Below are 23,796 nucleotides of genomic sequence, written 5' to 3'. Positions count from 1 at the left end.
AATACCACCAGACCGCGGAACGCCACCGTGGTGATGCCGAGCAATGCCAGCCAATCCGCAACGGTCTCGGCCTGAGGATCTCCCGAGCCGTCGGCACGATCCGGACTAGCGGTTCATTGTAGCCGGACGCCAGCGCCGCATCCTGGTCGCCCGGCTCCAGACCTGCGACACGTTGAGGAATCGGATTCCGCTAACGAGTTGGCGTCATTCGTCACTCATCCTTCACAAGCGGTCATAGGAACAACGTCCTTGCGATCCGAGTTATTCCCCGCCTCGTATGGAGTACTGCGGTGGTCACCACGATGATCTCTGCAAGGGATCTGGAGCTGGTAGCCCTTCGAGAACTTCGAAGCGTTCCCAGTGGCGAATACGTTATCGATGTCGAAGTCTATCCGAGAGACCGGACTTGGCGGCTCAACGTCACCGTCCGGGACGGCGCCGACGTCGATCGCATCCAAGATGCCGTAAAGACCACGACGAGCAGGCTTAAGGAGCGATATTTCCTTCGGGCTGATTGGTGAAGTGCCGTGCGCTGTTCCGATCTCGGCAATGGCGAGCTCGCCGGCTGGCGTTAAGAAGCAGCCGCCCTCACCAAGCGTCGGCGATCTGCAGATCAAGGCACGCCGCTTCAGATCGGCATAGACGACAGTGGCAGCCAATTGCTCATCTGTCTCGATGAAACAACCTCCTCGCCTGGATTGCGCTTCAGGAGAGCGGGCGCCGCCAGTTCAGGTCACGAAGCTCCGTCATTGTAGCCGGCGCACTGGAGTCAAACGTCACAACGATCGAGAATAGCTACGCATCCCGGTTCCTCACAACTCGATGCATGGCGTAGCGCCACGGCTTCAAGCGCTCCAAGTGTAGACTTCCCGCGCTGCGCGATGCAGCCGGATGGCGATGGCCTACTTCGGCACCCTGGTCCTGGCGGTGCGTGAAGAAGCTGCGTGGCGGTACATCGGGCATGTCGGCACTGGCTTCAGCCATCAAACCTTGGAAGAGTTCCATGGAAAGCTCGCGGAGTTGAAGGCGGCGAAGCAGCCGTACTGCACCAACCGGTGCCCAAGCCTTCGCTCTGATAAGAAGACAACGGACATGACGCGCGAAGGCCCGCGGGCCCGGTTAAACGTACTTCTTTACGCGGCTGGGAACTAAAAGACCGATCGAACTTTTCTTGTCCGAGGCCTCGGATTCCGCGCTTACGGCAAGGACGTACAAATGCTGCGAGTAAGTAAGGACGAAGGGCTAGACCGCACGGCCGATGTCGCCGCCGCTATCGCGGAGGAAGGCTTGCGATATGTGAGCAATGCGGCTCCGGGCTACCGGCGCAAGCGGACCGGGACTTCGTTCACTTACTACGATAAAGACGGCAAGCCGATTATCGATCAAGCGGTCATCCGCCGCATCAAATCGATCGGCATCCCTCCGGCGTACGAGTTCGTCTGGATATGCCCGTCTCCCTACGGCCACATCCAGGCAACCGGATTGGACGCACGCGGGCGTAAGCAGTACCTGTATCACCCGAAATGGCGGGAGCTTCGGGAGCAGAACAAGTACGAGCAAATCATGCAGTTCGCGGCCGCGTTGCCACCCCTGCGTGCGCGTGTCGTATCGGACATGAAGCTGAACGGTCTCCCCCGCGATAAAGTGCTGGCAACCATCGTTAGTTTACTTGAAAAGACGCTCATCCGTGTAGGCAACGCCGAGTACGCCGAGAAGAACAAGTCGTATGGGCTCACCACAATGCGGCGCAAGCACGTGGCAATCGGCCGCGGCGTGCTGCGCTTCGACTTCACCGGCAAGTCGGGCAAACAATGGAAGCTTCAGGTCGAGGACAGACGGATCGCTGCGATCGTGAAGCGGTGCGCAGAGATACCAGGGCACGAACTCTTCAAGTATCTCGATGACGACGGGACGTCCCGAACGGTGGACTCCGGCGACGTCAATGGCTACATCAAGGAGATTACGGGACAGGATTTCAGCGCCAAGGACTTTCGGACCTGGGCCGGCACGGTACTTGCGGCCCTCGCGCTGTCTGAGTTCAAGAAATACGATAGCCAGGCAGAGGCCAAGCGGAACGTCGTCGCGGCCATTGAGAAGGTGGCAAAGCAACTCGGCAACACGGCGGCCATCTGCCGAAAGAGCTATGTCCATCCTGAGATCCTGAACGCCTACATGTCCGGCGATCTCGTCAAGATGGTCGACGCCAAGATCGCGCAGAAGTTCAAGCGTCAATACAGCAAGCTCACCTCGGACGAGATCATGGTCCTTGCCTTCCTCCACAAGCGGCTTCGAGCCTCACTCGATGCCCGATGCCAGCTATAATCAGATGGACGTCTTACCTCCGGCGACGGCAACCTTCGTGCAGGAGGTGTGGCTCGACAGAGGATCTGCGAGTAGGTGTGGCAAGCTCCGCCGGTTGACCGACGCGCTTCACCGGCACTTGCTCGCCTAAGTTCTTCATCGCGTCATCCGGCATCGTCGATGGGATGGTTGGCGTTCCAGATCGGTCCGGACACCACGGCATTCACGCGTATTTCTTTCGGCCAGCATCCGCTGCTAGGCCGCTGGTAAACTCGAATGAAGCCGGTCGACTTCCTCTGCATCTCTATCTCCGTTGAGGTTAGAGGGCCTTTACCAGATAGGTAGCTGTCAGGCTTCCGGACTCGGCCACCTGCTTCGGCGGCCCTGACGCCACGATCCGGCCACCGTCGTCGCCTGCTCCGGGTCCCACGTCGAGAATCCAGTCGCTTTTCGCCGCGACCGACATGTCGTGTTCGACCAGGACCACGGTGTTGCCAGCGTCGACGAGGCCTTGAAGCTGCCTGCTCAACTTCCGAACGTCTGATGGGTGCAGGCCGGTCGTCGGTTCGTCGAGAACATAGAGTGTCCCGCCGCGCTGCGGCCGCTGCAACTCGGTGGCGAGCTTAACGCGCTGCGCCTCACCTCCAGAAAGCTCGGTCGCCGACTGACCGAGCCTAATGTAGCCCAGTCCCACCTCTCGCAGCACGCCCAGCGACCGGGAAAGCGTCTCGTCTTCTGCGAAGAATGCGAATGCCGCGTCGACCGTCATCACCAGCACATCTGCGATCGACTTGTCGCGAATTTTTATCTCGAGCGTCTTCGCGTTGTACCGAGCGCCCTTGCAGGCCGGGCACGGCGTGTAGACGCTAGGAAGGAAAAGAAGCTCGACGCACACATATCCTTCGCCCTCGCAGGTCTCGCAGCGGCCCTTGGGGACATTGAACGAAAACCGGCCGGCGTCGTATCGCCGGGCGCGTGCCTGCTTCGTCGCGGCGAAGAGCTTGCGCACGTGATCGAGCAACCCGGTGTAGGTCGCCAAGTTGGACCGCGGCGTTCGTCCGATCGGTTTCTGGTCGACGACGACGAGCCGCTTGACCCGATCGAGACCCTCGGCAATCTCGCCGCCCAGCGTACGCACCGTCGCGTCGAGTACGCCTTCATCCGTATCCGCCTCCCGGCGTTGGCCAAGCCGCTCGGCAACGGCCTCGACGAGAAACTGGCTGACCAGAGTGGACTTACCCGAGCCCGAGACGCCGGTGACGCAGGTGAGGACGCCGAGAGGGAGATCGGCATCCAGGCCGTCGAGGTTGTTGCGCGTGACTCCCCGCAGCTTCAGCCAGCCGCTCGGCTCGCGAACCTTTCGTGTTGGCTCGGCGGTTGCGCCAAAAAGGAAGCGCCTGGTCTGCGACAATTCTACTTCCGCCAGTCCCGCAAGTCGTCCGCTGTAGAGTATCTCGCCGCCCTGCTCACCCGCGGCCGGCCCGACATCAACAATCCAGTCGGCCTTGCGCACCAGGTCGAGCTCGTGTTCGACAACGAAAAGCGAGTTGCCCGAGGCTTTCAGACCCTGCAACGCCCGCAGCAACGCTTCGGTGTCCGCCGGGTGCAGGCCGGCCGACGGCTCGTCGAGCACATAGACGACGCCGAAAAGGTTCGATCTGACCTGCGTCGCGAGCCGAAGCCGCTGCAATTCACCGGGAGACAACGTCAGCGTACTCCGCTCGAGCGTCAGATATCCAAGGCCGAGATCCAGCAAGACTTCGAGACGTCCCGCGAGGTTTTCGACGATCCTTTGCACGACAAGCGCCTTCTCGGGATGGGCCTCGTCTGGCTCGACGCGAGCGATATACGGCTTTACCAGCGCGTTTAGCTTATTCAACGGCAGACGCGACATCTCAGCGATGTCCAGGCGGGCGAACTTGACGGAGAGGGCGTCCGGCTTGAGCCTCTTGCCCTTGCAGACCGGGCAGTCGTCGCTTGACAGGAACTGGGCCACGCGCCGCTTCATCATCGCGCTTTGCGTGGTGGCATAGGTTTGAAGAACATACTTGCGAGCTCCGGTGAAGGTGCCCATGTAGCTCGGTTCTTCCCTTTTCTTCAGAGCCCTACGTGTTTCCGCAGGCGTGTATCCGGCGTAAACTGGAACGGACGGTTGCTCCTCGGTGAAGAGAATCCAGTCGCGATCCTTCTTTGAGAGTTCGCGCCACGGCCTGTCGACGTCGTAACCCAGCGTTACCAAGATATCTCTGAGATTCTGGCCCTGCCAAGCCGACGGCCAGGCCGCGACCGCCCGATTCCGGATTGTCAACGTGTCGTTTGGCACCAGCATTTGTTCGTCGACCTGATGGACGCGTCCGATACCGTGACAATTGGGACAGGCGCCTTCCGGCGTGTTGGGGGAGAAGGATTCCGCGTAAAGCAACTCTTGGCCGCGCGGATAGTCGCCAGCGCGTGAGTAGAGCATCCTTAGCAAGTTGGATAATGTGGTGACGCTACCCACCGAGGATCTGGTCGTCGGCGATCCACGTTGCTGCTGCAGCGCGATGGCTGGCGGCAGTCCTTCAACGCCGTCGACGTCGGGAACCCGCATTTGGTGGAAGAGCCTACGCGCATATGGCGACACGGATTCGAGATACCGACGCTGCGCCTCCGCGTATATGGTTCCGAACGCCAGCGAGGACTTGCCGGATCCGGAGATGCCGGTAAAGACCACGAGTTCGTTGCGAGGAATGTCGAGGCAGACATCCTTGAGATTGTGCTCGCGCGCCCCTCTGACGCGAACAAAGCCGTCACGCGCTTCGGGCGGCGGTTCTTCCGGTCTTTTTGCTTTGGCATCCATCCAGGAAAGAAGCTCTGCCGGGGCGCAGAGTTCCGTGCACCGCCACATGCAATTACCGGCCGTGGGTTGCCCTTGCATCTGCCGTTGAGCATCCTGCGATGAAGTCGCCGTATTCTCGCTCGCCTTGTTCATCACTGACTAGGTGGATGCCCCTTGGCGTTGGTTGACGCGGCATCCGTCGCTTCATTGGCCTTTCCGGTCGTCACAGGGCCGGATCCCGCATCGCGGCCGGCCGTGTTGCGGGACCTGCAAGAGCGACTGCTGGACTGACGGCGAGAAGCGCGGCCAGCAATATCGATTTCGAAATCATAAGGTTCTTCTCCTACTTTGCCGGCTCGTGCTTGGCCGTGCCGGGTTCGGCCACCTTGCGATGCTGCTTTGCAAGCAATTCAGACGGAGTCACGTTGGCGATGGCCGACTGCATCTTGTTCTTGAAACCCGTAACGACGTCGCCCTTAGCATTCATCATCGCGTCAAATCCTGCACGGGCGACCAATGCGGGATCGTCCTTCGGCTCGGAACCAACCTTGGTGTCGAGCATATCGGCCCGCTCGAAGAATGCGGTCTCCGTGGCACCAGGCATCAGGCAGGTCACGGAGACCTCGGTATCCCGAAGCTCTTCGCGGAGCGCGAACGAGAGTGAGTTCAGGTAAGACTTGCTGGCATTGTAGACGGCCTGGAAGCTTCCGGGCGTGAAACCGGCGATAGACCCTGTGATGAGAATGCGCCCCTTGTTGCGCCGACGCATCTCATTGCCGACCTTATGAAGTAAACTTGTCGTTCCCGTCACGTTGGTATCGATTACTTCGCGGATTCGGTCCAGGTTCTGGTCAAGAAAGGCATGCCCAAGCCCACGTCCAGCGTTGGCCATGAGGACGTCGACCGCCCGTCCCTTCGCGGCCGCATAAAGCTGAGCAACGCCCCCTTCAGTCGCGAGATCGACATGGAGAGCATCAACCGCGGCCGCCCCGGGCTCGCTTCTCAATTTGGCGGCGGCCTTTTCGATTTCGGGTTCGTCTGCGGCTATCAACAGGTCGAAGCCCTGCTGTGCGCAGATGCGAGCGAGCTCGTAGCCGATACCGGTCGATGCGCCGGTGACAATCACAAATTGTCTTTCCATTACCGTTCTCCGCTCATTCGATCTCGCCTGTCAATCGCGGAGCGCTGGGGCCGTTCCTAAGGCAATAGGAACATCGAGCGAAGCCTGCGCTTAGCCAGCATCTTTGGCTAGGAGTTCCCCATGAAGGCTCTCACGTGGCACGGCAAGGGCGACATTCGATGTGAAACGGTCGCCGATCCCAGGATCGAACATGGTCGCGACGCAATCATCAAAGTTTCGGCTTGTGCGATTTGCGGCTCGGATCTTCATCTGTTCGACGGCATCATGCCCAGCATGGAAAAGGGTGACGTGCTTGGCCACGAGACGATGGGCGAGGTCGTGGACGTCGGCAAGGAGAACACCAAGCTGAAGGTGGGCGATCGTGTCGTCGTGCCGTTCACGATCTCCTGCGGGGAATGCTTCTTCTGCAAGAACGGCTTCTACTCCGGATGCGAGCGATCCAATCCGAACGCCAGGCAGGCGGAGAAGATGTGGGGACATTCGCCTGCCGGACTGTTCGGGTATTCGCACATGCTCGGTGGCTTCGCTGGCGGGCAGGCGGAATACATGCGCGTCCCCTACGCCGATGTCGGGCCGTACAAGGTCGCTCCAGGCCTGTCGGATGAACAGGTGCTGTTCTTGTCCGACATCTTTCCAACCGGTTACATGGCGGCTGATTTCTGCAACCTGAAAGGCGGAGAGACGGTCGCCGTTTGGGGTTGTGGCCCGGTTGGACAATTTGCCATCAAAAGTGCCTTCCTGTTGGGCGCAGAACGGGTGCTGGCAATCGACGGGGTTCCCGAGCGGTTGGCACTGGCCGAACAATCCGGGGCGACTACACTGAATTTCCAGAAGGAAGACATTTACGACCGAATTCAGGAACTGACCAAAGGACGCGGAGCCGACGCTTGCATCGACGCCGTGGGCACCGAGCCCGAGACCACAGCCAGCATGGATTCCGTAATGGATCGCATCAAGGTTGCGACATTCATGGGAACGGACCGTCCGCACGTGCTTCGTCAGGCCATCGAGTGCTGCCGCAACTTCGGAACCGTTTCGATCGTTGGCGTCTACGGAGGCTATCTAGACAAGATCCCGATGGGCAGCGCGATCAATCGCGGCCTCACCCTCCGGATGGCCCAGACGCCGGTCCAGCACTATATGCCCAAGCTAATGGAGCGCATCGAAAATTGCGAGATCGATCCCTCCTTCGTCATCACCCATCGCGCCACGCTCGCGGAGGGACCGGAGCTTTATAAAACCTTCCGAGCCAAGCGAGATGGCTGCATCAAGGTGGTGATGAAGCCGTTCGCCGCATGACGCCTGCGAAACCACGCTGGCTCGCGGCAGCCCAGCTCGGTATCTTCAGCAGCAGCTTCTCGACGCTGCTCAGCCAGGTGACGGCCGGTCAGCTTGGTCGCGACCCGCTGGTCGATTGGATGACGGTCGCGGCCATTCCGGCGCGCGACGGCGTGCTCTCGTCCGATCCCAGCACCGCCGCAATCGCGATTGGCATCGCCTTTCACCAATGGGCGGATTTCTCCTGGACGCTCTTGTTCTTCGGTCTGCTCGGCGGCTGCACCGAGCGCCTGCATCCGGTCGCACTTGCAGCTCTGGCAGCCCCCTGGAGTCTGCTGACCTCGGCTACCGAGTGGTTCGTGCTGGTCCCGCTGTTCCCCTTCTGGCAACCCATCTTCACATTGCAGCAGCCCTACTGGATCGGCTTTTTAGTTCATCTGTCATCGGCTGCGATGTACCCGCTGTTCGCTTGGTTTCGATGGCCGATCGGTCACGCTCCGGCAACGACAGCCGTGCGGTTCGCACAACGGTGGGCACTTGGGGCCGGCTGCGTTCTGACCCTCTCGGCCGGACTCGGATTGGCCGACGCGCTCTCCGCGCCGCTCCCGCTATTCAGCAGGGAGCGGGATGCGGATCAGCGCTATATGCGCCACATGACCACACATCATCAGCAAGGAATTATCCTTGCGCGCCTTGCAGTCACACGCGCACGGGATTCCCATCTGCGCAACTTGGCAGCCCTCATGGTGGCATCCCAGTCGGGCGAGAACATGATCTTCGCGCGTTGGTGGGATGGGTGGTTTGGCGAGCCGATGCCGATGTGCTCAGACAACGAACGGTCATCGATGCCCGGCTATCTGAATTTGGCGCAGATGGCAGAAGCGCGCGTTGCCGCGGATGGCGGCTTCGATTCGACGTTTATCCGGCTCATGAGCCTGCATCATGCCGGCGCAGTGCAGATGGCAGACCAGGAATGGCATTCAGGTGGCGATCCCCGGCTTCGTCTCATGGCCCATGCGATCCGCCATGAGCAACAGGGACAGATCGCCCTGATGCATGGTGTCGATGGAATAGAAGCGGTGCGTCAGGCGACACGCAACATGTTTGCGAACAATCTTTGATCAATTTGGTTCGGCCTAACGCAGCAATCGAAAAGGAACCAAGGTGCTCATTCGTGCCTTGAGATTAAGGAGGATCAACATGGCGCGTACAACATGGAGCGGCCCGGCTCACCGATCGGCAAGAAGGGACCGCGCAAGACGAACCCTTCGTATAAGCGTCGCTCGCGTGAGCCGTGGACGACGGCAGACGTCGGGCTGCTGCGACAGCTCGCCAAAGGCAACACGCCGACCGGCGTGATGAGCATCAAGCTTCAGCGGCCGGTCGCGGCCATCCGCAGCAAGGCGCAACGCGAAGGGATTTCGCTGAGGCCCGTCAACCGCTCGCCCTATAACCGGCGAGTGACCAAGACGCGCGCAGCGAAACGGCGTTGACGAAGTCGGCCCAGCCCTCCACGGGAGGCGGGGTCTCACCTGTGTTCGGCGCTACAACGCCTCAACTGAACATTTGTAACATGGCGCGTATCCTGATCGGCACCTCCGGCTGGCATTACGACTCCTGGCACGGTCTCTTCTTCCCGGGAGGTCTGCCGTTGAAGGATCAGCTCCGTTACTACGCTGAAAACTTCGAGACCACGGAGCTAAACAGCGTTTTTTATCGCACTCCGACACCGAGCGCCGTGAAGGCATGGCGAGATCAGACCGGCGTCGATTTCGTCTTTGCATGGAAGGCATCCAAATTCATTACGCACTGGAAGCGCCTCTCCAACCGCTCCCGGAACAGTCTCGATCTGCTTGAGGACCGCGCTTCATTCTTGCGAGGCAAGGTAGGGCCGATCCTGTTCCAGCTGCCGCCGCAATTCGAGGCGAACGCGGACCGGCTCGCCTCCTTCTTCAAGCTGTTGTCGCGAAAGCGGCGTTACAGTTTCGAGTTTCGCCATCCGAGCTGGTATCAGCCGCGCATCCTGCGGATGCTGGCCGACGAGAACATCTCGCTGTGCCTGTCCGACCATCACGATGCGCCGGCGCCGTGGAAGCGCACGGCGGATTTCGTCTATGTGCGCGGACACGGTCCGAGCGGACGCTACCGCGGTCACTACAGCCGACCGACGTTGAGACAATGGGCGAAGCGCATCAAGTCCTGGAAGCGGCAGGGCTGCGACGTCTACGTCTACTTCGACAACGACCAGAAGAGCGCAGCGCCGGCCGATGCGCTGAAGCTAAAGGCGCTCCTGACCGGCGGTACTGAGGGCAAGCGGCAACGGAGCCGGCGATAGCCATAACGAGCTCGACTTCCAAAGGTCCGTCAACGACTGCCTCCGGTTAGCCGCCTGACGTTTGAGTTCGCTGATGATGGAGAAACTCGAGCAAGCTCAATGGAATTTATTGGACGCCCGATGCGAGGCCGCTTCCTCGTTCGGAAAGGAAGCACTGGTTGGATGGTCTACGACAGCGAACTCAAAGGGCCAGCGCAGATAAGAAAAGATGGCCCCTTTGCCGAGAGGCTGACCAAAGAACAAGCTGAGATTTTAGCGGAAGGACTGGCGACTAAGCTAGCGATGGATGCTGTCGCAGTAGGACACCCGCAGCGGAGATTTAGGACATCGTGAAAATCTAGCAATTCCTGACACCGGTGTTAACTTCGGACTTCTCGGGTCACGTCCCGATTCATCTTAGGATGACTGGGCCCCAGCACCGGCCTCCAGGCCCCCAGAGGTGCTGGGGCCTTTTCTTTCAGCCTTCGGTCTGGCCCCGGGATTCTACGGAATCCACATCGGGGATGTTTGATTCTAGTTTTTGGATGCCGGGGCTAGATTTCATTCCGAACAAATTTTCATTTATCCGGTAAGGGGCCGAGCGTTACGGCCCCTTTTGATTCAGCATGTACGCCCTCGCTGGGCCTTTTTCTTCGGATTCGCCAAACCGGCCCAGATACCTATCTTCCGGGTATGCTTAAATTCGATTTCCGCCTGCCAACGGTTGGGAAAGTGGTTCCGGCCGGACGAGAGTGGTTCCACGAGCGGCTACCGGCTGCGCCTCGAGCGCCACGGAGATCGCGTCCGGCTGATCCCCAAGGGCGGCCATATCAGGACCAAGCGGTTCCCCTGGATCGTCGAGGCCGCGCTGAAGAACCGCCAGAAGCTGTTCGTGATCGACGGCGAGGCCGTCATCCGCGGCATCGACGGCTATTCCGACTTCAACGCCCTGCACTCGGGCAAGCACAATGCCGAGGTCGAGATGTTGGCGTTCGATATCCTTGCCATGGACGGTGAGGACCTTCGTCCCCTGCCGTTGTCGATGGGCAAGACCAATTTGCAGCGGCTGCTGGCGCGCCGGCCGGAGGGCATTTATATCGGATTACGAGCACGGCGAGATCGGCCCTGACCTCTTCCGGAAGGCCTGCGAGTTCGGGCTCGAGGGCCTGGTGTCAAAGCGCGCCGATCGGCCATACCGCGCCGGGAAGGTGCCCGCACTGGATCAAGGTCCAGAACAGGACGCATCCGGCGATGTCGCGAGAGTTCCAAGTGAACCGCTTTGTCTCGGACGGGAACCCTCTCAAGACAGTTTAAGGAATTCCACTATTTCGCGCGCTTCATCCATTTGTCGCGCCTTTCGCAAGAGGACCTGGCGCTCATCGGATAAGGTAGCTTGACGGGCCTGGTCTCTGAGGCGCTTGCCTTCCAAAGCCAAGCGATCTTCCAAGATTAGGATTTGCTTTGCGCGGTTGCGACGCTTTTTCTCCATGAGAGCCCTCGCAAGGTTATTGTACAGATCGTCCAATAATCCCCATGCAAATTGAGCTACCTCATTGATCGCCGGTCCCGGTGTGAATGTCTCTAAAACCTCGCCTCTAAGCGCCTTCCAGTCGATCGTGCGCATGGGATGTCCTCCTTGGCGCACCGCCTTGCCTATGTTCCCCTTTTGGCCCATCCATAGGCCGTGCACCTCTCCCTCCGCCCCGCCACCAAAAGCCGACGCTGATACAAATGACCGAAGCTGAGACCGCCCGACTCATGAAGGTGACCGAGGCAATCGTCCGGGAGCTTGATCGCCAGGGCGTCGCTGATGAGCTGGTTAACTGGCCCGGGTGGCGATCGGGGCCGCGGACGGCGAAGTGATCCCGTTTCGAAAGCCGCGGACCTGATGCACCTGACAGACACCCCAGCTGAGACCGCGCGACTGATGAAGGTCGCAGAGGCGATCGTCCACGAAATGAACCGTCAGGGCGTGGCGGACACGCTCGAAGACCAAGATTTTGACGTGATGGCGCTGGCCCGGGTGGCCATTCGAGCCGCTGACGGCGACGTGGTGCCTTTTCGGAGGCCCTACACATGGTCGAGCCCAAGATCACCCCGGGCGAGATGCGCCAGTCCGGCGCCCGCGGCCTCCTCGTCTTCTGCTCGGACCACCGCTGCAGCCATTCCGTCGAGCTGCCGCCGGGCAAGGTCGATCAGTGGCCGGACCGCGTGCGCCTCTCCGACCTCGAGCCCCACTTCACCTGCATCGCCTGCGGCAGGCGCGACGGCCGCACTTCTTGCGGCGAGGATGGGGACGCGCTGAGGCATGCCAAGAAAGATGCAGTTGAAGGGCGGTTTGGGCAACCGAGGAACACTAAGCGGGCTTTATTGTTGTGCTGCCATTATGGCGCCAACCGTCACTGTTCATTTCACCTGTCCCGGCTGCCGCATCGTCTATTCGGCGAGCCAGGAACGCAGCGCAATCCATACGAATACTTCTGGGAGCTTCGATTGCCGGCAATGTGGAATGCTTGTTCACCACTGGGCCGGGCTCTACGACTATAACGAATGGAGAATCGTTTCCCTGCCGACCAAACAACCCAAGATGAGAAATGAAATACGTGGGTGATCGTCCCTACTCCGACCCTGAGAAAGCCGCCCGCAGGATCATGGAGCACGCCCGGGCATTCGAGCCCGTGCAGGACGGCCGGACCTACATCGAGAAGATCAACTATCCGATGCTCTACCAGGACAAGGCCACGCCGGCTGAGTATTGGGCCGGCTTGGAGTACGTCGAGGATCAGGGCTGGCTCGAGTACCACGAGAGCGGGACGTTCGTGAGGATGACGCAGGCCGGAACGGACCCTGTTCGCATAAGACGGCCCCAGCGCCCGGGGAGAGAACTGAGGCCGATAAGTTAGTCCCACATCCTCGTCGTACCGATCTAGCAGGCTGTTGAAGAACTCAGCCGCGTTCGCAAACGAAGCCTGAATCGTCGCCATTGTGGATGTAGAAGTGGCCAACGAGCCTGCCAGCAGTGCCGATCATAACCCACCCGCGACCGCAGACGGGGTCATTCTCGTCGTGCCCTTCCCATGAGAACTCCGCGCAGGCCGAACCGTCTCGCGCGCCGTAGCGGACGTCGAGAAAGCCCTTTAGCGCACCGAAGGCAATTTCACCGTCGGACTTACCCTCGAAGGTGAGATGCGCCTCTTCGACAAGATCGAGAAACTCTCTGTCCCGGTTGTCCATGTCGGCGATGCGCCAGCGGCCGGCAAAGGCCTTGGCGAAGCCAGGCACCTTGGCCATCAGGCGTCCTCCGCTATCAGCTTGGGCAGCCGCACCAGATTGTAGGCGGCAGAAGCGAAGGTAAAGGCCCATGCGACGCGATCACGGCCCCAGAAGCAGGTCTTTTCTTGCCCGGCGACCGTCTTGATCCAGCCGAATGCCTCCTCGATGCGCTTGCGGATGCGCTGGCTGACGGCATAGCCGCTGTGCCGGGTCGTTCGCCCGTCGATCGCGGAGCTACGGCCGCTGGTATTCTGTGAAACATGCGCGTCACGTTCATCGAGCGCGGCTCATTGACGAACTCTTCCGCATCGTGGGCTTTGTCGGCGCCAAGTGTGATCGCTGTCGGCCGGTCGGCACGCGGCTCGATCATGTGCAGCGCGGCCACCCGTTCGGCATGCCCGTTCGCCAGCGTCAGGCAGGCGTCGACCAGCAGGCCGTGGCGGTTCTCCATCAGCCCATGCCCGATGAAGCACAGCTTCGTCTCCTTGCCTTTACCCTTGCGGTACAGCCTGGCATCGGGATCGGTGGTCGAAGCATGGGTGTCGTTGGAGCGTTTCTGGCCGTGGAAGTCCGCTTCAGCATTGCGCCCGCCGCCTGGCGCCGGCGGCTCGTCAGAGCCGTCCTTCGGCTTCACGCTCTTCATCGAGGCCCAGGCCTCGATCAGCGTGCCATCGACCGAGAAGTGATCGCTCGACAGGAGCTTCGTCACCTTGGGCTGCGCCAGCACCGCCGCCAGGAACTTGGCCGCGATGTCGCCTTCCAGCAGCCGGTCGCGGTTCTTCGAGAACACAGAATGGCCCCAGACTGCGTCGTCGATACCGATTCCGACGAACCACCGGAACAGCAGATCGTATTCCAGCCGCTCTTCACAAGCCGTTCCGCGCGGATCAAATAAAACGCCTGCAACAGCGTCGCCCGCAGCAGCTTCTCCGGCGGGATCGACGGCCGTCCGATCGGCGCATAAAGCGCGGCAAACTCCCGCTCCAACGCCGACAGCGCCTCGTTCACAATCGTTAGAATCGCGGCGGATGATCACGCCGCACCCGCGTCTCCAGATCAAGCTAGCTATACAGCTCGCCCATTCGATTATCGCCGCGGCGCACGCATGATCTCCGAATCCCGTCGGAGCCAATGAATCACGGTCACGGGTCCACGGCGAGCGCCTTTTTCAACAGCCTGCTAGAACTGCGCTAATTGCAAGTTGTTCCGAACGGAATGGCCCAGCGCTCGGAGCACGCTGGGGCCATCTGCTTTCCACTCACACTGTCCGAATGCGGTTTGGTAGGGGGATGGTGAGCTGCATTCGAATGACCGACGAACAAAGCTCGGCCACGTTCGTTCCTAGCTGCCGTGGGAATGACGCTAAAGCTCGTCCTCTTCGGCGCTTCGCCTCCTGATGATCGTCAGCCGCGCGCTGACTGCAGCCTCCGTTCGCCCGAGCTTGTACGCAATCTCGCGCTGCGTCAGATTTGTGCTGCGAAGCAACTGCAATAGGCGCTGCTCGTCCTCTTGAGACCACGCTGGCATTCAAGTCCTCCGAAATTGCCCGGTCGTAAAATGCCAGTACGGGATTGCAAGTTTCTGGATTGCCGTCTGTCCGGTGTTTCCCGGTAATCAGGCGGGATCGTGCAGTCATCCCAAGGGTGCGACTTTTTGCGGATGCCCTCGACATTAACATAGGTTAGGTTAGGCTGTGGCCTTTGCCGCTTTGGACAAGGCTGTCGCCGAAACCAATTTCGACATTCAATTGCTTGAGGCCAGATCGCAAAGCAGATCGAATTGGTCGCGCAAGATTTGCGAGAAGAAGAGCGCGGTTGAAGCAGAGCGGGAGCTTGAACGGCTCGAAAGGCAACTCGTCGAGGAAAGTATGCGCTCGGTCGGTCGCGCAAAAGCGCTTCTTGGGTGGTTTACTCTCGATCGTCGCGATAGGCTTTAATCTGTGTCCGGATCGAAGAGCTTTCGTAGATGGAACGCCTAAGCTCCACCATCAGCGCGTCATGATTACCGAGAAGCTGACGCCTTTGATCGCGCAGCCTCTGCCCTTCTTCAATGGCAAGATGCGCCCTGATTAAGAGTGAATCGGTCATGGGCGAAGGTTTGCACAAACATCCAATGCGCGCCCTGTCATAAGTTGCGTCGCCACGCCGACCTGCGTGCCACGGTTTCATTTTGCGAACCGGTTCCGCGCGGAACGGGCGTCGAGGCAAAAACGTAACCCAACATCACCGCACGGCCCCGAGGTATCCATCGGTGATGAGAACGCAAAGGCGCGCTCCCGCCTTCCCCGGAACGGAAAGGACAGCGCAATGGCCACCAAGCGTCGTCGTTTCAAACAAACGCAGAATCTTGAAGAGCGCCTTGCCCAAGAGGCACGCGACCTCCGCGAGACGACGAAAACCCTTCCACCCTGTCCCGAGCGAGAGGCCATGTTACGCAAGGCCCGTCAGGACGATACAGCCGCCCGCATGGCAGAATGGCTAACGTCGCCTGGCCTGAGGCCGCCGACCTAGCTGCGCAAGCTGATCCCATGCGCCTAAAAAAGAAACGGCCCCAGCGAGAGGAAGCCGGGGCCAGTGTCTGACTGGGCGTTCTCAGCGCCGGTAGCGATGCGGCGCCGAACACGGCGACCAATGCTACTGCATCCGCTTCGTTCCAAATCGAAAAGGCCCCAGCAAATGAGGGGCTCCGGAATACCCCTCGTGACTCTCGGGAGAGAAAATTGCCGCTTTTTTCCTGAACGCCCGGCGGGCTAGGAACCATCGAAACGGCATAAGCGTATAATTGGCGCTTCTGGCCAGCCAACCCTCACCCCCCCTGCCAGAAGAAAACCCGAGTGTCAGGTTCGGGTTGGCGGCCCCCAGATTGGGGCCGCTTTAAGGATGGGCCCTTATCGCCCGTACACCGCCGGCTCCGACGTTTCCGTGTGGCCACAGTTGAAGCACTCGAACACGCACCACTCGCGACCATCGTCATCGGCGTCATGCTTAATCTTGGCCATGCCCTTCCCGCACGCCGGACAAGGCGGCCAGCTCGGCGCGCCCCTGATCTTAAGATCCATTCTTCGGTAATCCCAAAATTGCTTTTATCCGATAATACTGTCGAGAATTGCCGTTTTTCGTCGATTCGCAAACCCCGCCCCGGATGTTTAAATATTCGATTTCCTACCAAGGGAACGAACTTAGCCGATCAGCGCTCTCCGCCCCGTTCGAGATATGTGGGGGTACGCATGATCACTGAGCGCGTATTCGAAGTTGCTGTTGCAGGCCTTTTTGTCTTCTTGGTTATCCTTCTGTCCATGCTAATCTTCAATTAGTCGCCGGACGGCTGCTCAAGCGGCTCACAGCCGCCATGTCTGCAAGGAGCTGCCGGTGAGCGTACTCCTTGTCGAGGACGCCCCCCTTATCCGTAAATTCGTTGTCGAGGCGCTGCGCGATGCGGGCTACCACGTCATCCACGCGATCACCGGGGAAGAGGCGCTGGACCGGTGCAAGCGCCACGTCGCGGACGCGCTGATCACCGATGTCAGGCTGCCCGGAACCATCGACGGCTGGCAGATCGCGGAGTGCTGCCGCGAAAGCGATCCGGAGCTGCCGGTGATCTACGCCAGGGGCTATGGCCGAGAGTCTCGAACATGTGGGTGCCCCGCAGATTCCAGGAGTCGGCGCCGCCGTAATACATGATCCGGTAGTAGCGCTCAGCCGACGCGATCAGCCGGGCGTTCTGCGCCGCATCGAGGAAGCCATTCACCCTTAATGGCGAAGTTGATGAGCGAGGTCATGAGGTGCTGCGCGATTTGCAGGCCTCGAACACCATTCCAGACCTATTGGTACATAAGCGATGATGTCCTGGGGTGCGAAGCGAGATAGCGACACCTCGCAAGCTGGTTATCGGGGTGGCGACACGGTGGCGAAACGGCACAAAACAAGAAAGCCGCCCCAAAGGGCGGCTCTCAAAAGCTGATTGCAAATCAGTATCTTGTTTGGTTGCGGGGATAGGATTTGAACCTATGACCTTCAGGTTATGAGGCCGAAGGTCGAATGAAAGCAATTTGCGCATCGAGAGCTTCCTAGGCCAACTGAACCGGTTCGTCCTATTTGTACGCCACAGCCGCCCAGCAGCCCTAGCTGCGCGCTTGATTTCTTTCTCGCTGGATCAGCCTACGATCTTATCGCGTCAGACCGATCATTGGTCCGGAGCGCATGAACGACGACCAGAATCGGAACGAGGCATTTGGGTCGCCAAGCAAAGCGCCGCGTAACGCGAAGCGCCGTCGCAAGAGTCGTGGCATGCCGCCCCCCGCGACGTTCGATATCGATACGCTGCCAGGCGGCTCCAATTTGACGGCGTTGGAAACGGCCGCCGTCATCCGGCGCACGCCCGGAGCGCTGGAGCAATGGCGGCGCGATCCGAACCATCCGCTGAAATGGCGCTACGTCGACGGCCGCCCACTCTATCGTGTCGATGCGGTGCGCGACTATTTGGCCGGATCCGACCAGGCCGCTAAGCCGTCTCAGCCGCATAGTGCTCGCGGAGACGACCCAGCAACTCGGCCTTAATGGGGTCGAGCGGATTCGTCCGCTGCAGGCGTACGACCTTACCCACCCGTTTCGCGCCGACCAGCTCCGCGATGTAATCATGGGCCGCTTCGAATGCCATTTTGCGGATGATCCACTGTTCGTCGTGATTGTAGACCTGATCGATTCCGCTTGGCTTTTGCCCGACACACAGCCGCTGGATCTCGTTGTCGTAGCCGCAGCGCGACATGATGGTACGCAGACTGCGCCTCAAGTCATGCATGGTGAATTTTGCGACGCCCGCGTCCTTGACCAAACGGTTGACCATCTTGGTGAAGCCCGACATCTGGCCACCGGTCTTCGGTGACGGGAAGACATAATCGGACCTGGCGCGCTGAAAATGTTTCGCGGCCGCGAGCACCTCATCAACGAGGTGGGTGCGCGGTACATCGTGGTGCAAGCCCATCTTGGTCCAAGCCGCATCGAAGGTGATGCGATCATCCATAATGTGCTTCTGCCATTCGATCAGGGTGGGTTCGCTCCGGCGCGGGCCACCGAGTAGGCACACCCTCGTCAGGAGCCCAAAGGTGCCGAGCTTGCCGGACGCATGCCAAACCTTGACGATTTCGTCATCAGTGAGTGCACGGCCCTTCGTTCGGCGCCCCACCCTCTGTGCACGGGTCTCCTTGGGCTCGCGATAGCCAGCCAGCACATTGTGCTCGACATACCCCTCGCCAACGCACCACTCGAGGAACGTGTGGGTGTGCTTACGCAGGTCCTTGGCCGCCCCCCGCTTACCGGTCTTCGCAACCTTGTCGACTGCCGCCATGATTTGCCGCCGCGTCAGGTCCGCCACGCCACTCTCGGCACTCTCTTTGAGTCCGCGCCGCAACGCCGACATCGCAGGCCTCCAGTTGACGACCTGCCGTCCGGTCAGTGAGGCCTGGTAGGGACCATCTTCGACAATGAGGTCCGCTAGCGTGGTACGCTGCTTCTCGGCCGCCTGTTGCCGCCTCGCCTCGCGTTTCGCGTCGTTGGGGTCCATGCCCTTGACCACCTCGCCCACGGCGATGGTGGCGGCTTTGCGGGCGAGCTTCTCATTATACTTGGGCCACGGGCCGAGCGTCTTGCGCTGGGTCCCTCTCACCCCTGGCTTGGTGAAGAGGTAAACCCAGGTCCGGCCGCCGGTAGCGCGCATGCGTAAGGCCAGGCCGGGCAGCTTATCGTCGTGGAGATAATGCTGCGCCTTACCGGGTGGCATCGTGGCGCTGCGGATCACCGCGTCGGTCAGTGTCAGTTGGTTGCTCGGCTCCGGCATGATCCCGACGCTCCTCCTCACGGTGTGCCCCCGCGGGCGCCCGGATCATTCAAGTGGCGGGAAAGCAGCATTGAGTTTGCTTTGCTTTTCCGCCCCAGGGCACACGAGCATGGAAGGACCGCGCCTTCGAGAACAAACGAGGCACAGACCCTTCCACGAATTGTGTGCCCCACGGGAAAATCTGCGGCGGGCACAACAGGGGCACACAAAATGCAGTACGGCCGCTTATGGCCAACTGAGGTCAAATCAGCCATAAGCCACTGCAATAAAACGAATTATTTCGACAGAACTGTGGCTGCGTGTGGCCAACCTGGATCTACGGATTGTGGTTCACACGGGAGAGGTCCAAGGTTCGATCCCTTGTGCGCCCACCATTCCCCTTCGGGACCGCCTCATCAAAAATGTCGAAAACAACCCCATGCAAAGCAGCCGACGCGTTAGTGGCGGCGGCCCGGCGCTTCCCCCTTACTGCCGGCGGCGGTGCGGGCGGGTGACGGGTTGCCGGTGCGCCGGCTGAGTTGGCCGAGCAGGTCGCGAACGGCGCCGTCGAGTTCATCGGGTGGCGGGATGGCGTGATCGGCGCTTTGAGTGCCGGTCGGCCGATACCAGCCGCGGGCGGAGCTGTCGTCATTCGCGGCGCGAACCTGCGGCGCGCGAACGCGAACGCGCGGGGCGGACCGCCGTCTGCGGCGAGAGATCAGTTCGCGCACGCCGTACCCCGATACGAACCCGATCCCGGCGACGAGAACGACAATCAGAAGTTCGAGCATCGTGTTGTCCCCAATCGCCGTGCCGCAACGCAATATGCGCGACAATACGGCGGCGGCTTGACCGGGCCGGTTCCTTTTCACTGTATCGAGCACAACCCTGCCCCTCGGAATCGTACGGGGTTTTGTTTGCAGGCCTCCTCGGCTACCTTCCCGGAACTCGCTGGGGCCGGGAGTCTCGATGCGCAAGGGCAACGACTACATTTTGAAGCTGCGGCCTTGGTCGTTGTCGACATTCGTCGTCGCCCTGCTTGCGGTGGTGCTGGCCACCGCGACCCAGGAGATGTTCGCGAGCTTCGGCATGCAGTTCTATTTCGCGGGCTTCGTGCCGGCGATCCTGATCGCCGGCCTGATGGGCGGCGCGCCCGCCGGCGCGTTTGCCACCATCATCACGGTACCGATCGTCTGGTGGGCGTTCATGCCGCCCTATTTCGAGTTCGCCTGGCCGACGGCCGGCGACTATGACAGCCTGGCGATGTTCCTGCTGTCGAGTGCGCTCTTGGTCTGCTTCTCGCAACTCTATCGGGAAGGGCTGGCAATTCTGCGGAAGTAGCGGACGACGCAGGCCGCGACCGGCCGCCAGCGACAGCGCGCCGGCTGCCTTGTCGTGGATCGTTCAACCTCAGATCCCGAACATCCAGATCGCGACGATGGTGGCCAGCGTCGCCACGCCGCTGATGGTCCAGCCCGCCGCGTAGAAGGTATCCTCGGGGGCGGTGTCGAGCACCGTATTGGTGGTTTCCGTCACTGACCGCCAGCGCATGGCGTCTCTCCTCGGAACTCCTGCCCGGCCAGATAACGCGGCGCCCGGTTCCCGGTTCCGCGGTGGCCATGCCGTTCACGCAGAGCTCACGGACTGATGATCGGCGCCGCGGAACCCTGCGACATTCTGTCCCGTTGAGGCTCGCCGGAAACCAACTTGGGAGAACATCCGATGCGAACACTGATCCTCGCCGCCACCGCCCTTGCCTTCGTCTCGTCCACCGCGCTCGCGCAGGACAAGGCGGGCGGGAGCCCGGCCCCCGCCGCGCAAAGCGGCGACACCGCGACCAAGAGCGAGGCGGCCAAGGCGCCGAAGAAGAAAGCGAAGAAGACCGCCAAGAAATCGAGCGCCAAGACCGGTGCCACGACCGGTGCCGCCACGACCGGCAGCGATGCCACCAAGCAATAAATAGAAACAATCGCGCCCGGTGATCCACTTGGCGATCACGGACTTCGCGATCACGGACTTGGCGATCACGGACTTGGCGATCACGGAAAAGGCCGCCCGAAGGCGGCCTTTTTACTGTCTCGGTGCGGATGTCGCCTCGGCCCGTCGCGTCGCAATCAAGTGCGCCGACCACCTCAGGCCGTGGAAGTTGGGGCGTTGGAAGTTGGGGCAGTGGAAGTTGGATCAGTGCAAGCTGGACCAGCGAAAGTCAGACCAGCGAATTCAGGTGCGGGAGGGGGAGCGAAAGAGTTGCGAAGCTGATAATCCGCACCGCCATCGGATCGTTCTGAAAATTGACCACCAGCTCCAGGAATTGCTCCACCTCCCGCACCTTCTGTTGTGCCGCGCGCGCAGGGGCCACGCATGATCCAAACGGGCTATCACTGCAACGCGGAGAAAGATTCATCGATAGGCTTAATGCGGAGCGCCATTGTCGCGCCTGTTCGCGAGCCCGCTCTCGCGGAGCCGCTCGGCAAACCAGAGCGATGTCGCGCTATCGATGGCTCCGCCGGCATAGACCTCGGAAAAGCTCACCCCGCTGTGTCCGACGATCACCAGCACGCCCATCGCATAGGCAAACCAGACGTTCGGATCGGTCAGCGCCCGCAGCTTGTGCTCGTCGTGCTCGAGCGGCGTGTGATTGCTTGCCTTGCGGATCTCGATCGCGAGCAGATTGTTCGGGATCTCGCGCTGATGCACGACGACATCGGGGTAGATCGACTTGCCGAGATGGTCGTCGGTCGAGATGATGGTGCCGTGCGGCAGATGCAGCGTGCGCTCGCCGAGCCTGTCGTAGTTGCAATCGACCTGCCAGCCGGAAAATTGCCGCTCGACGTAGACCGCCAGCCGGTGAGTGAGCGTTCGCTCGCCGAGATCGCGCTCGAGCAGGAACATCTCCTGCGCATAGAATTCCTCCACGGCGGCGATCACCTTGTTCAGTTCGGTCTGCATCGACGCCTCCGACTGGACTAAAGCGCGATGCGATCAGGATGAATCATCATCGCGCTTCAGGTTGTTGTTTGAGCATGATCTTTTCGGAAAACCGCTTCGCACTTTTCCGGATCATGCTCTGGGCCGCCGCCGCAACTACGCCCCTACATCTGGACTTCGATCAGCCGCGGTCCGGGCTCGGCGACCGCTTCGGCCAGCGCCTTGTTGAACTCGTCGGCCGTCGTCACCGCCCTGCCCGGCACCCCCATACCCCGGGCGAGCGCGACGAAGTCGAGCGTCGGCCGGTCGATCTTCAGCATGTCCTGCGCCCGCTTGCCCGGTTCGCCGGCGCCGACATTGTCGAACTCGCCGCGCAGGATCTGGTAGATGCGGTTGGCGAACACGATGGTGACGATGTCGAGGTTCTCGCGGGCCTGCGTCCACAGCGACTGGATCGTGTACATCGCGCTGCCGTCGCCGACCATGGTGATCACCTTGCGATCCGGGCAGGCGATCGCAGCGCCGATCGACAGCGGCGTGGAGAAGCCGATCGAGCCGCCCATGTTCTGGAGCCAGTCGTGCGGGGCGGCCGCCGCCGTCGGCGGAAAGAAGCCCCGGCCGGTGGTCAGGGATTCGTCAACCATGATTGCGTTCTCGGGGATCGCACAGGCGATCGCCTGCGCGATCGAGGCGAAGGTGAGCGCGCCGGTCGGCTTGACCAGTTCTTGCAATTGCTGCGGCTTGACGTCCTGCGCGGTCGCATGCAGCGCACCGGCGAGCGCCTCCAGCGCCGCGACCGAATTCTCGCCCCAGGAGGTCATGCGATGGACCTCGCAGCCTTGCGGCTTGAGCATGCTCGGCTTGTTCGGATAGGCGAAGAAGGCCACGGGATCGTCGGACTCGACCAGCACGATGTGACGGAACTTTGCCAGCATCGGCAGGGCCTGATCGATCACGTAGTGGATGCGGTCGATCGAGAAGCGGCCGCGGCCGCGCGCCATCTTGGGGCGGAAGGTCGGGCCCATCACGGTGCAGCCGGTCTTGCCGGCGATGCGCTCGGCAAGCGCCAGGCCCTGCTCGCTCAACGCGCTGCCGGTGACGAGCAGCAGCGTATGCGCGGCATCGCCGTGCAGGATTTTCGCCGCGGTATCGACCGCCTGCGGCGAATAGCTCGCGCGTTGCTGCTCGGCCGGAACCTCGGCGATGCCGTCGGCCTCGTTCCAGGCGGTGTCGGCGGGCAGGATCAGGGTCGCGATCTGCGGCGGAGCGCTTTTGGCGGCGGCAATCGCCGCGGCACCGTCGGCGGCGACCGATTTGGCGTCCGGCGAGGTGCGGACCCAGGATGACATCGGCCGGGCCAGGCCCTCGATATCGGACGTCAGCGGCGCATTGTAGCCGATATGGTAGACGGCGTGCTGGCCGACGATGTTGACGATGCCGGAGTTCGCCTTCTTGGCATTGTGCAGATTGGCAAGCCCGTTGGCGAGGCCGGGGCCGAGATGCAGCAGCGTCGAGGCCGGTGTTCCCTTCATGCGGAAATAGCCGTCGGCAGCGCCCGTCACCACGCCCTCGAACAGGCCGAGCACGCAACGCATGCCCGGCACGCGGTCGAGCGCTGCGACAAAATGCATCTCGGAGGTACCGGGGTTGGTGAAGCAGACGTCCACCCCACCCTTGACCATCGTCCGCACCAGGCTTTCCGCACCGTTCATGCTCTCGCTCCCATTTCGAGATGTTCTTGAGGTCGCTCAGAGCACGATCCGATCCGATTGAATCGGATCATGCTCTCATCCTTTTGTTTGGTCGCGTTTTCTTGACGCGAACCGGTACCCACTTCGCTCGAAAACGCTCCAGATCAACCATTCTTCAGCGGCTTCGTCAAAGGCTTGGCCGGACAATGCAGGTATCGCTTCCGATCTGTTGCCTTTTTAA

The 23,796-nt window shown here is 61.0% G+C and carries 24 protein-coding genes and 3 pseudogenes; 14 read left to right on the top strand and 13 right to left on the bottom strand.

Going from position 1 to position 23,796, the window contains the following annotated elements:
- Window positions 1–215: 215 nt before the first annotated feature.
- Window positions 216–659 carry a hypothetical protein gene (locus tag RX327_RS08760; protein ID WP_283089596.1) on the bottom strand — a complete coding sequence of 148 codons (444 nt, stop codon included), beginning with the start codon at window positions 657–659 and terminating at the stop codon, window positions 216–218.
- 232 nt (window positions 660–891) lie between these two features.
- Between RX327_RS08760 and RX327_RS08755 the strand changes: the two genes are divergently transcribed.
- Together RX327_RS08755 and RX327_RS08750 are read left to right on the top strand one after the other, a co-directional pair.
- Window positions 892–1,152 (top strand): hypothetical protein, encoded by a 261-nt coding sequence (locus RX327_RS08755; protein ID WP_410712149.1) that lies wholly within the window; start codon window positions 892–894, stop codon window positions 1,150–1,152.
- 63 nt (window positions 1,153–1,215) lie between these two features.
- Window positions 1,216–2,322 (top strand): DNA topoisomerase IB, encoded by a 1,107-nt coding sequence (locus RX327_RS08750; RefSeq protein ID WP_283089595.1) that lies wholly within the window; start codon window positions 1,216–1,218, stop codon window positions 2,320–2,322.
- Between the two features lie 298 nt (window positions 2,323–2,620).
- Here the strand turns inward: RX327_RS08750 and RX327_RS08740 are convergent, their stop codons facing one another.
- Both RX327_RS08740 and RX327_RS08735 read right to left on the bottom strand, forming a co-directional pair.
- Window positions 2,621–5,140, bottom strand: coding sequence for an excinuclease ABC subunit UvrA (locus RX327_RS08740; RefSeq protein WP_317250052.1), 2,520 nt, complete (start codon window positions 5,138–5,140; stop codon window positions 2,621–2,623).
- 322 nt (window positions 5,141–5,462) lie between these two features.
- Window positions 5,463–6,260, bottom strand: coding sequence for an SDR family NAD(P)-dependent oxidoreductase (locus RX327_RS08735; RefSeq protein ID WP_317250051.1), 798 nt, complete (start codon window positions 6,258–6,260; stop codon window positions 5,463–5,465).
- A 120-nt stretch (window positions 6,261–6,380) separates the two neighbouring features.
- On the opposite strand from RX327_RS08735, the gene RX327_RS08730 reads away from it, so the two are divergent.
- The 5 genes from RX327_RS08730 (at window position 6,381) to RX327_RS08710 (ending at window position 10,981) form a co-directional block, all read left to right on the top strand.
- Window positions 6,381–7,559 carry a zinc-dependent alcohol dehydrogenase gene (locus tag RX327_RS08730; protein ID WP_317250050.1) on the top strand — a complete coding sequence of 393 codons (1,179 nt, stop codon included), beginning with the start codon at window positions 6,381–6,383 and terminating at the stop codon, window positions 7,557–7,559.
- The gene (locus RX327_RS08725) at window positions 7,556–8,659 is read left to right on the top strand and encodes a DUF305 domain-containing protein (RefSeq protein WP_317250049.1); all 1,104 of its coding nucleotides are present in this window, start codon (window positions 7,556–7,558) and stop codon (window positions 8,657–8,659) included. The genes RX327_RS08730 and RX327_RS08725 overlap by 4 nt, the downstream gene beginning before the upstream one ends.
- A 93-nt stretch (window positions 8,660–8,752) precedes the next feature.
- The gene (locus RX327_RS08720; RefSeq protein WP_317250048.1) at window positions 8,753–9,031 is read left to right on the top strand and encodes a hypothetical protein; all 279 of its coding nucleotides are present in this window, start codon (window positions 8,753–8,755) and stop codon (window positions 9,029–9,031) included.
- Between the two features lie 80 nt (window positions 9,032–9,111).
- Window positions 9,112–9,873 (top strand): DUF72 domain-containing protein, encoded by a 762-nt coding sequence (locus tag RX327_RS08715; protein WP_317250047.1) that lies wholly within the window; start codon window positions 9,112–9,114, stop codon window positions 9,871–9,873.
- Window positions 9,874–10,576: 703 nt separating this feature from the next.
- Window positions 10,577–10,981, top strand: coding sequence for a hypothetical protein (locus RX327_RS08710; RefSeq protein ID WP_317250046.1), 405 nt, complete (start codon window positions 10,577–10,579; stop codon window positions 10,979–10,981).
- Between the two features lie 171 nt (window positions 10,982–11,152).
- On the opposite strand, the gene RX327_RS08705 is transcribed toward RX327_RS08710, so the two are convergent.
- On the bottom strand, window positions 11,153–11,476 hold the full coding sequence (locus tag RX327_RS08705) for a hypothetical protein (RefSeq protein WP_317250045.1): 324 nt from the start codon (window positions 11,474–11,476) through the stop codon (window positions 11,153–11,155).
- A 452-nt stretch (window positions 11,477–11,928) separates the two neighbouring features.
- Here RX327_RS08705 and RX327_RS08700 point away from each other — a divergent pair, with 452 nt between their 5' ends.
- Both RX327_RS08700 and RX327_RS08695 read left to right on the top strand, forming a co-directional pair.
- Window positions 11,929–12,399, top strand: coding sequence for a hypothetical protein (locus RX327_RS08700; RefSeq protein WP_283089589.1), 471 nt, complete (start codon window positions 11,929–11,931; stop codon window positions 12,397–12,399).
- A gap of 47 nt (window positions 12,400–12,446) precedes the next feature.
- Window positions 12,447–12,755 (top strand): hypothetical protein, encoded by a 309-nt coding sequence (locus RX327_RS08695; RefSeq protein WP_283089588.1) that lies wholly within the window; start codon window positions 12,447–12,449, stop codon window positions 12,753–12,755.
- Between the two features lie 43 nt (window positions 12,756–12,798).
- On the opposite strand, the gene RX327_RS08690 is transcribed toward RX327_RS08695, so the two are convergent.
- Both RX327_RS08690 and RX327_RS08685 read right to left on the bottom strand, forming a co-directional pair.
- Window positions 12,799–13,143, bottom strand: coding sequence for a hypothetical protein (locus RX327_RS08690; protein ID WP_317250044.1), 345 nt, complete (start codon window positions 13,141–13,143; stop codon window positions 12,799–12,801).
- A pseudogene (locus RX327_RS08685) lies at window positions 13,143–14,180 on the bottom strand (IS5 family transposase). Before RX327_RS08685 ends, RX327_RS08690 begins: the two are co-directional and overlap by 1 nt.
- Window positions 14,181–14,818: 638 nt before the next feature.
- On the opposite strand from RX327_RS08685, the gene RX327_RS08680 reads away from it, so the two are divergent.
- Together RX327_RS08680 and RX327_RS08675 are read left to right on the top strand one after the other, a co-directional pair.
- The gene (locus RX327_RS08680; protein ID WP_283089585.1) at window positions 14,819–15,061 is read left to right on the top strand and encodes a hypothetical protein; all 243 of its coding nucleotides are present in this window, start codon (window positions 14,819–14,821) and stop codon (window positions 15,059–15,061) included.
- A gap of 1,432 nt (window positions 15,062–16,493) precedes the next feature.
- Window positions 16,494–16,670: pseudogene (locus tag RX327_RS08675) on the top strand (response regulator); the annotation flags it as partial.
- Window positions 16,671–16,737: 67 nt separating this feature from the next.
- Here RX327_RS08675 and RX327_RS08670 read toward each other — a convergent pair.
- Window positions 16,738–16,863 (bottom strand): annotated as a pseudogene (locus RX327_RS08670) (erythromycin esterase family protein); the annotation flags it as partial.
- Window positions 16,864–17,324: 461 nt separating this feature from the next.
- Here RX327_RS08670 and RX327_RS08665 point away from each other — a divergent pair.
- Entirely contained in the window at window positions 17,325–17,681 is a 357-nt protein-coding gene (locus tag RX327_RS08665; RefSeq protein ID WP_317250043.1) for a hypothetical protein, read from the top strand.
- Here RX327_RS08665 and RX327_RS08660 read toward each other — a convergent pair.
- The gene (locus tag RX327_RS08660; protein WP_317250042.1) at window positions 17,626–18,957 is read right to left on the bottom strand and encodes a tyrosine-type recombinase/integrase; all 1,332 of its coding nucleotides are present in this window, start codon (window positions 18,955–18,957) and stop codon (window positions 17,626–17,628) included. The two genes, RX327_RS08665 and RX327_RS08660, sit on opposite strands and share 56 nt — an antisense overlap.
- A gap of 437 nt (window positions 18,958–19,394) precedes the next feature.
- On the bottom strand, window positions 19,395–19,727 hold the full coding sequence (locus RX327_RS08655) for a hypothetical protein (RefSeq protein WP_050383067.1): 333 nt from the start codon (window positions 19,725–19,727) through the stop codon (window positions 19,395–19,397).
- 178 nt (window positions 19,728–19,905) lie between these two features.
- On the opposite strand from RX327_RS08655, the gene RX327_RS08650 reads away from it, so the two are divergent.
- Window positions 19,906–20,277 carry a DUF4118 domain-containing protein gene (locus RX327_RS08650; RefSeq protein ID WP_028338178.1) on the top strand — a complete coding sequence of 124 codons (372 nt, stop codon included), beginning with the start codon at window positions 19,906–19,908 and terminating at the stop codon, window positions 20,275–20,277.
- 69 nt (window positions 20,278–20,346) lie between these two features.
- Here the strand turns inward: RX327_RS08650 and RX327_RS08645 are convergent, their stop codons facing one another.
- Window positions 20,347–20,487, bottom strand: a complete 141-nt coding sequence (locus RX327_RS08645) for a hypothetical protein (RefSeq protein WP_167350374.1) — start codon at window positions 20,485–20,487, stop codon at window positions 20,347–20,349.
- Between the two features lie 171 nt (window positions 20,488–20,658).
- On the opposite strand from RX327_RS08645, the gene RX327_RS08640 reads away from it, so the two are divergent.
- A complete protein-coding gene (locus RX327_RS08640; RefSeq protein WP_244481729.1) occupies window positions 20,659–20,895 on the top strand; it encodes a hypothetical protein in 237 nt (78 codons plus the stop codon).
- Window positions 20,896–21,142: 247 nt separating this feature from the next.
- On the opposite strand, the gene RX327_RS08635 is transcribed toward RX327_RS08640, so the two are convergent.
- From RX327_RS08635 to RX327_RS08625, 3 genes are all read right to left on the bottom strand, one after another.
- A complete protein-coding gene (locus RX327_RS08635; RefSeq protein WP_160321703.1) occupies window positions 21,143–21,295 on the bottom strand; it encodes a hypothetical protein in 153 nt (50 codons plus the stop codon).
- 53 nt (window positions 21,296–21,348) lie between these two features.
- On the bottom strand, window positions 21,349–21,885 hold the full coding sequence (locus RX327_RS08630; protein ID WP_317250041.1) for a hypothetical protein: 537 nt from the start codon (window positions 21,883–21,885) through the stop codon (window positions 21,349–21,351).
- 143 nt (window positions 21,886–22,028) lie between these two features.
- On the bottom strand, window positions 22,029–23,576 hold the full coding sequence (locus RX327_RS08625) for an acetolactate synthase large subunit (protein ID WP_317250040.1): 1,548 nt from the start codon (window positions 23,574–23,576) through the stop codon (window positions 22,029–22,031).
- Window positions 23,577–23,796: the final 220 nt, after the last annotated feature.

The sequence above is a fragment of the Bradyrhizobium sp. BEA-2-5 genome (genome assembly GCF_032918025.1).
In the GTDB taxonomy this organism is placed as follows: Bacteria; Pseudomonadota; Alphaproteobacteria; order Rhizobiales; family Xanthobacteraceae; genus Bradyrhizobium; species Bradyrhizobium pachyrhizi.
The sequence above is the reverse complement of the archived record's forward strand: the minus strand, read 5'-3'. Positions and strand labels throughout refer to the sequence as shown.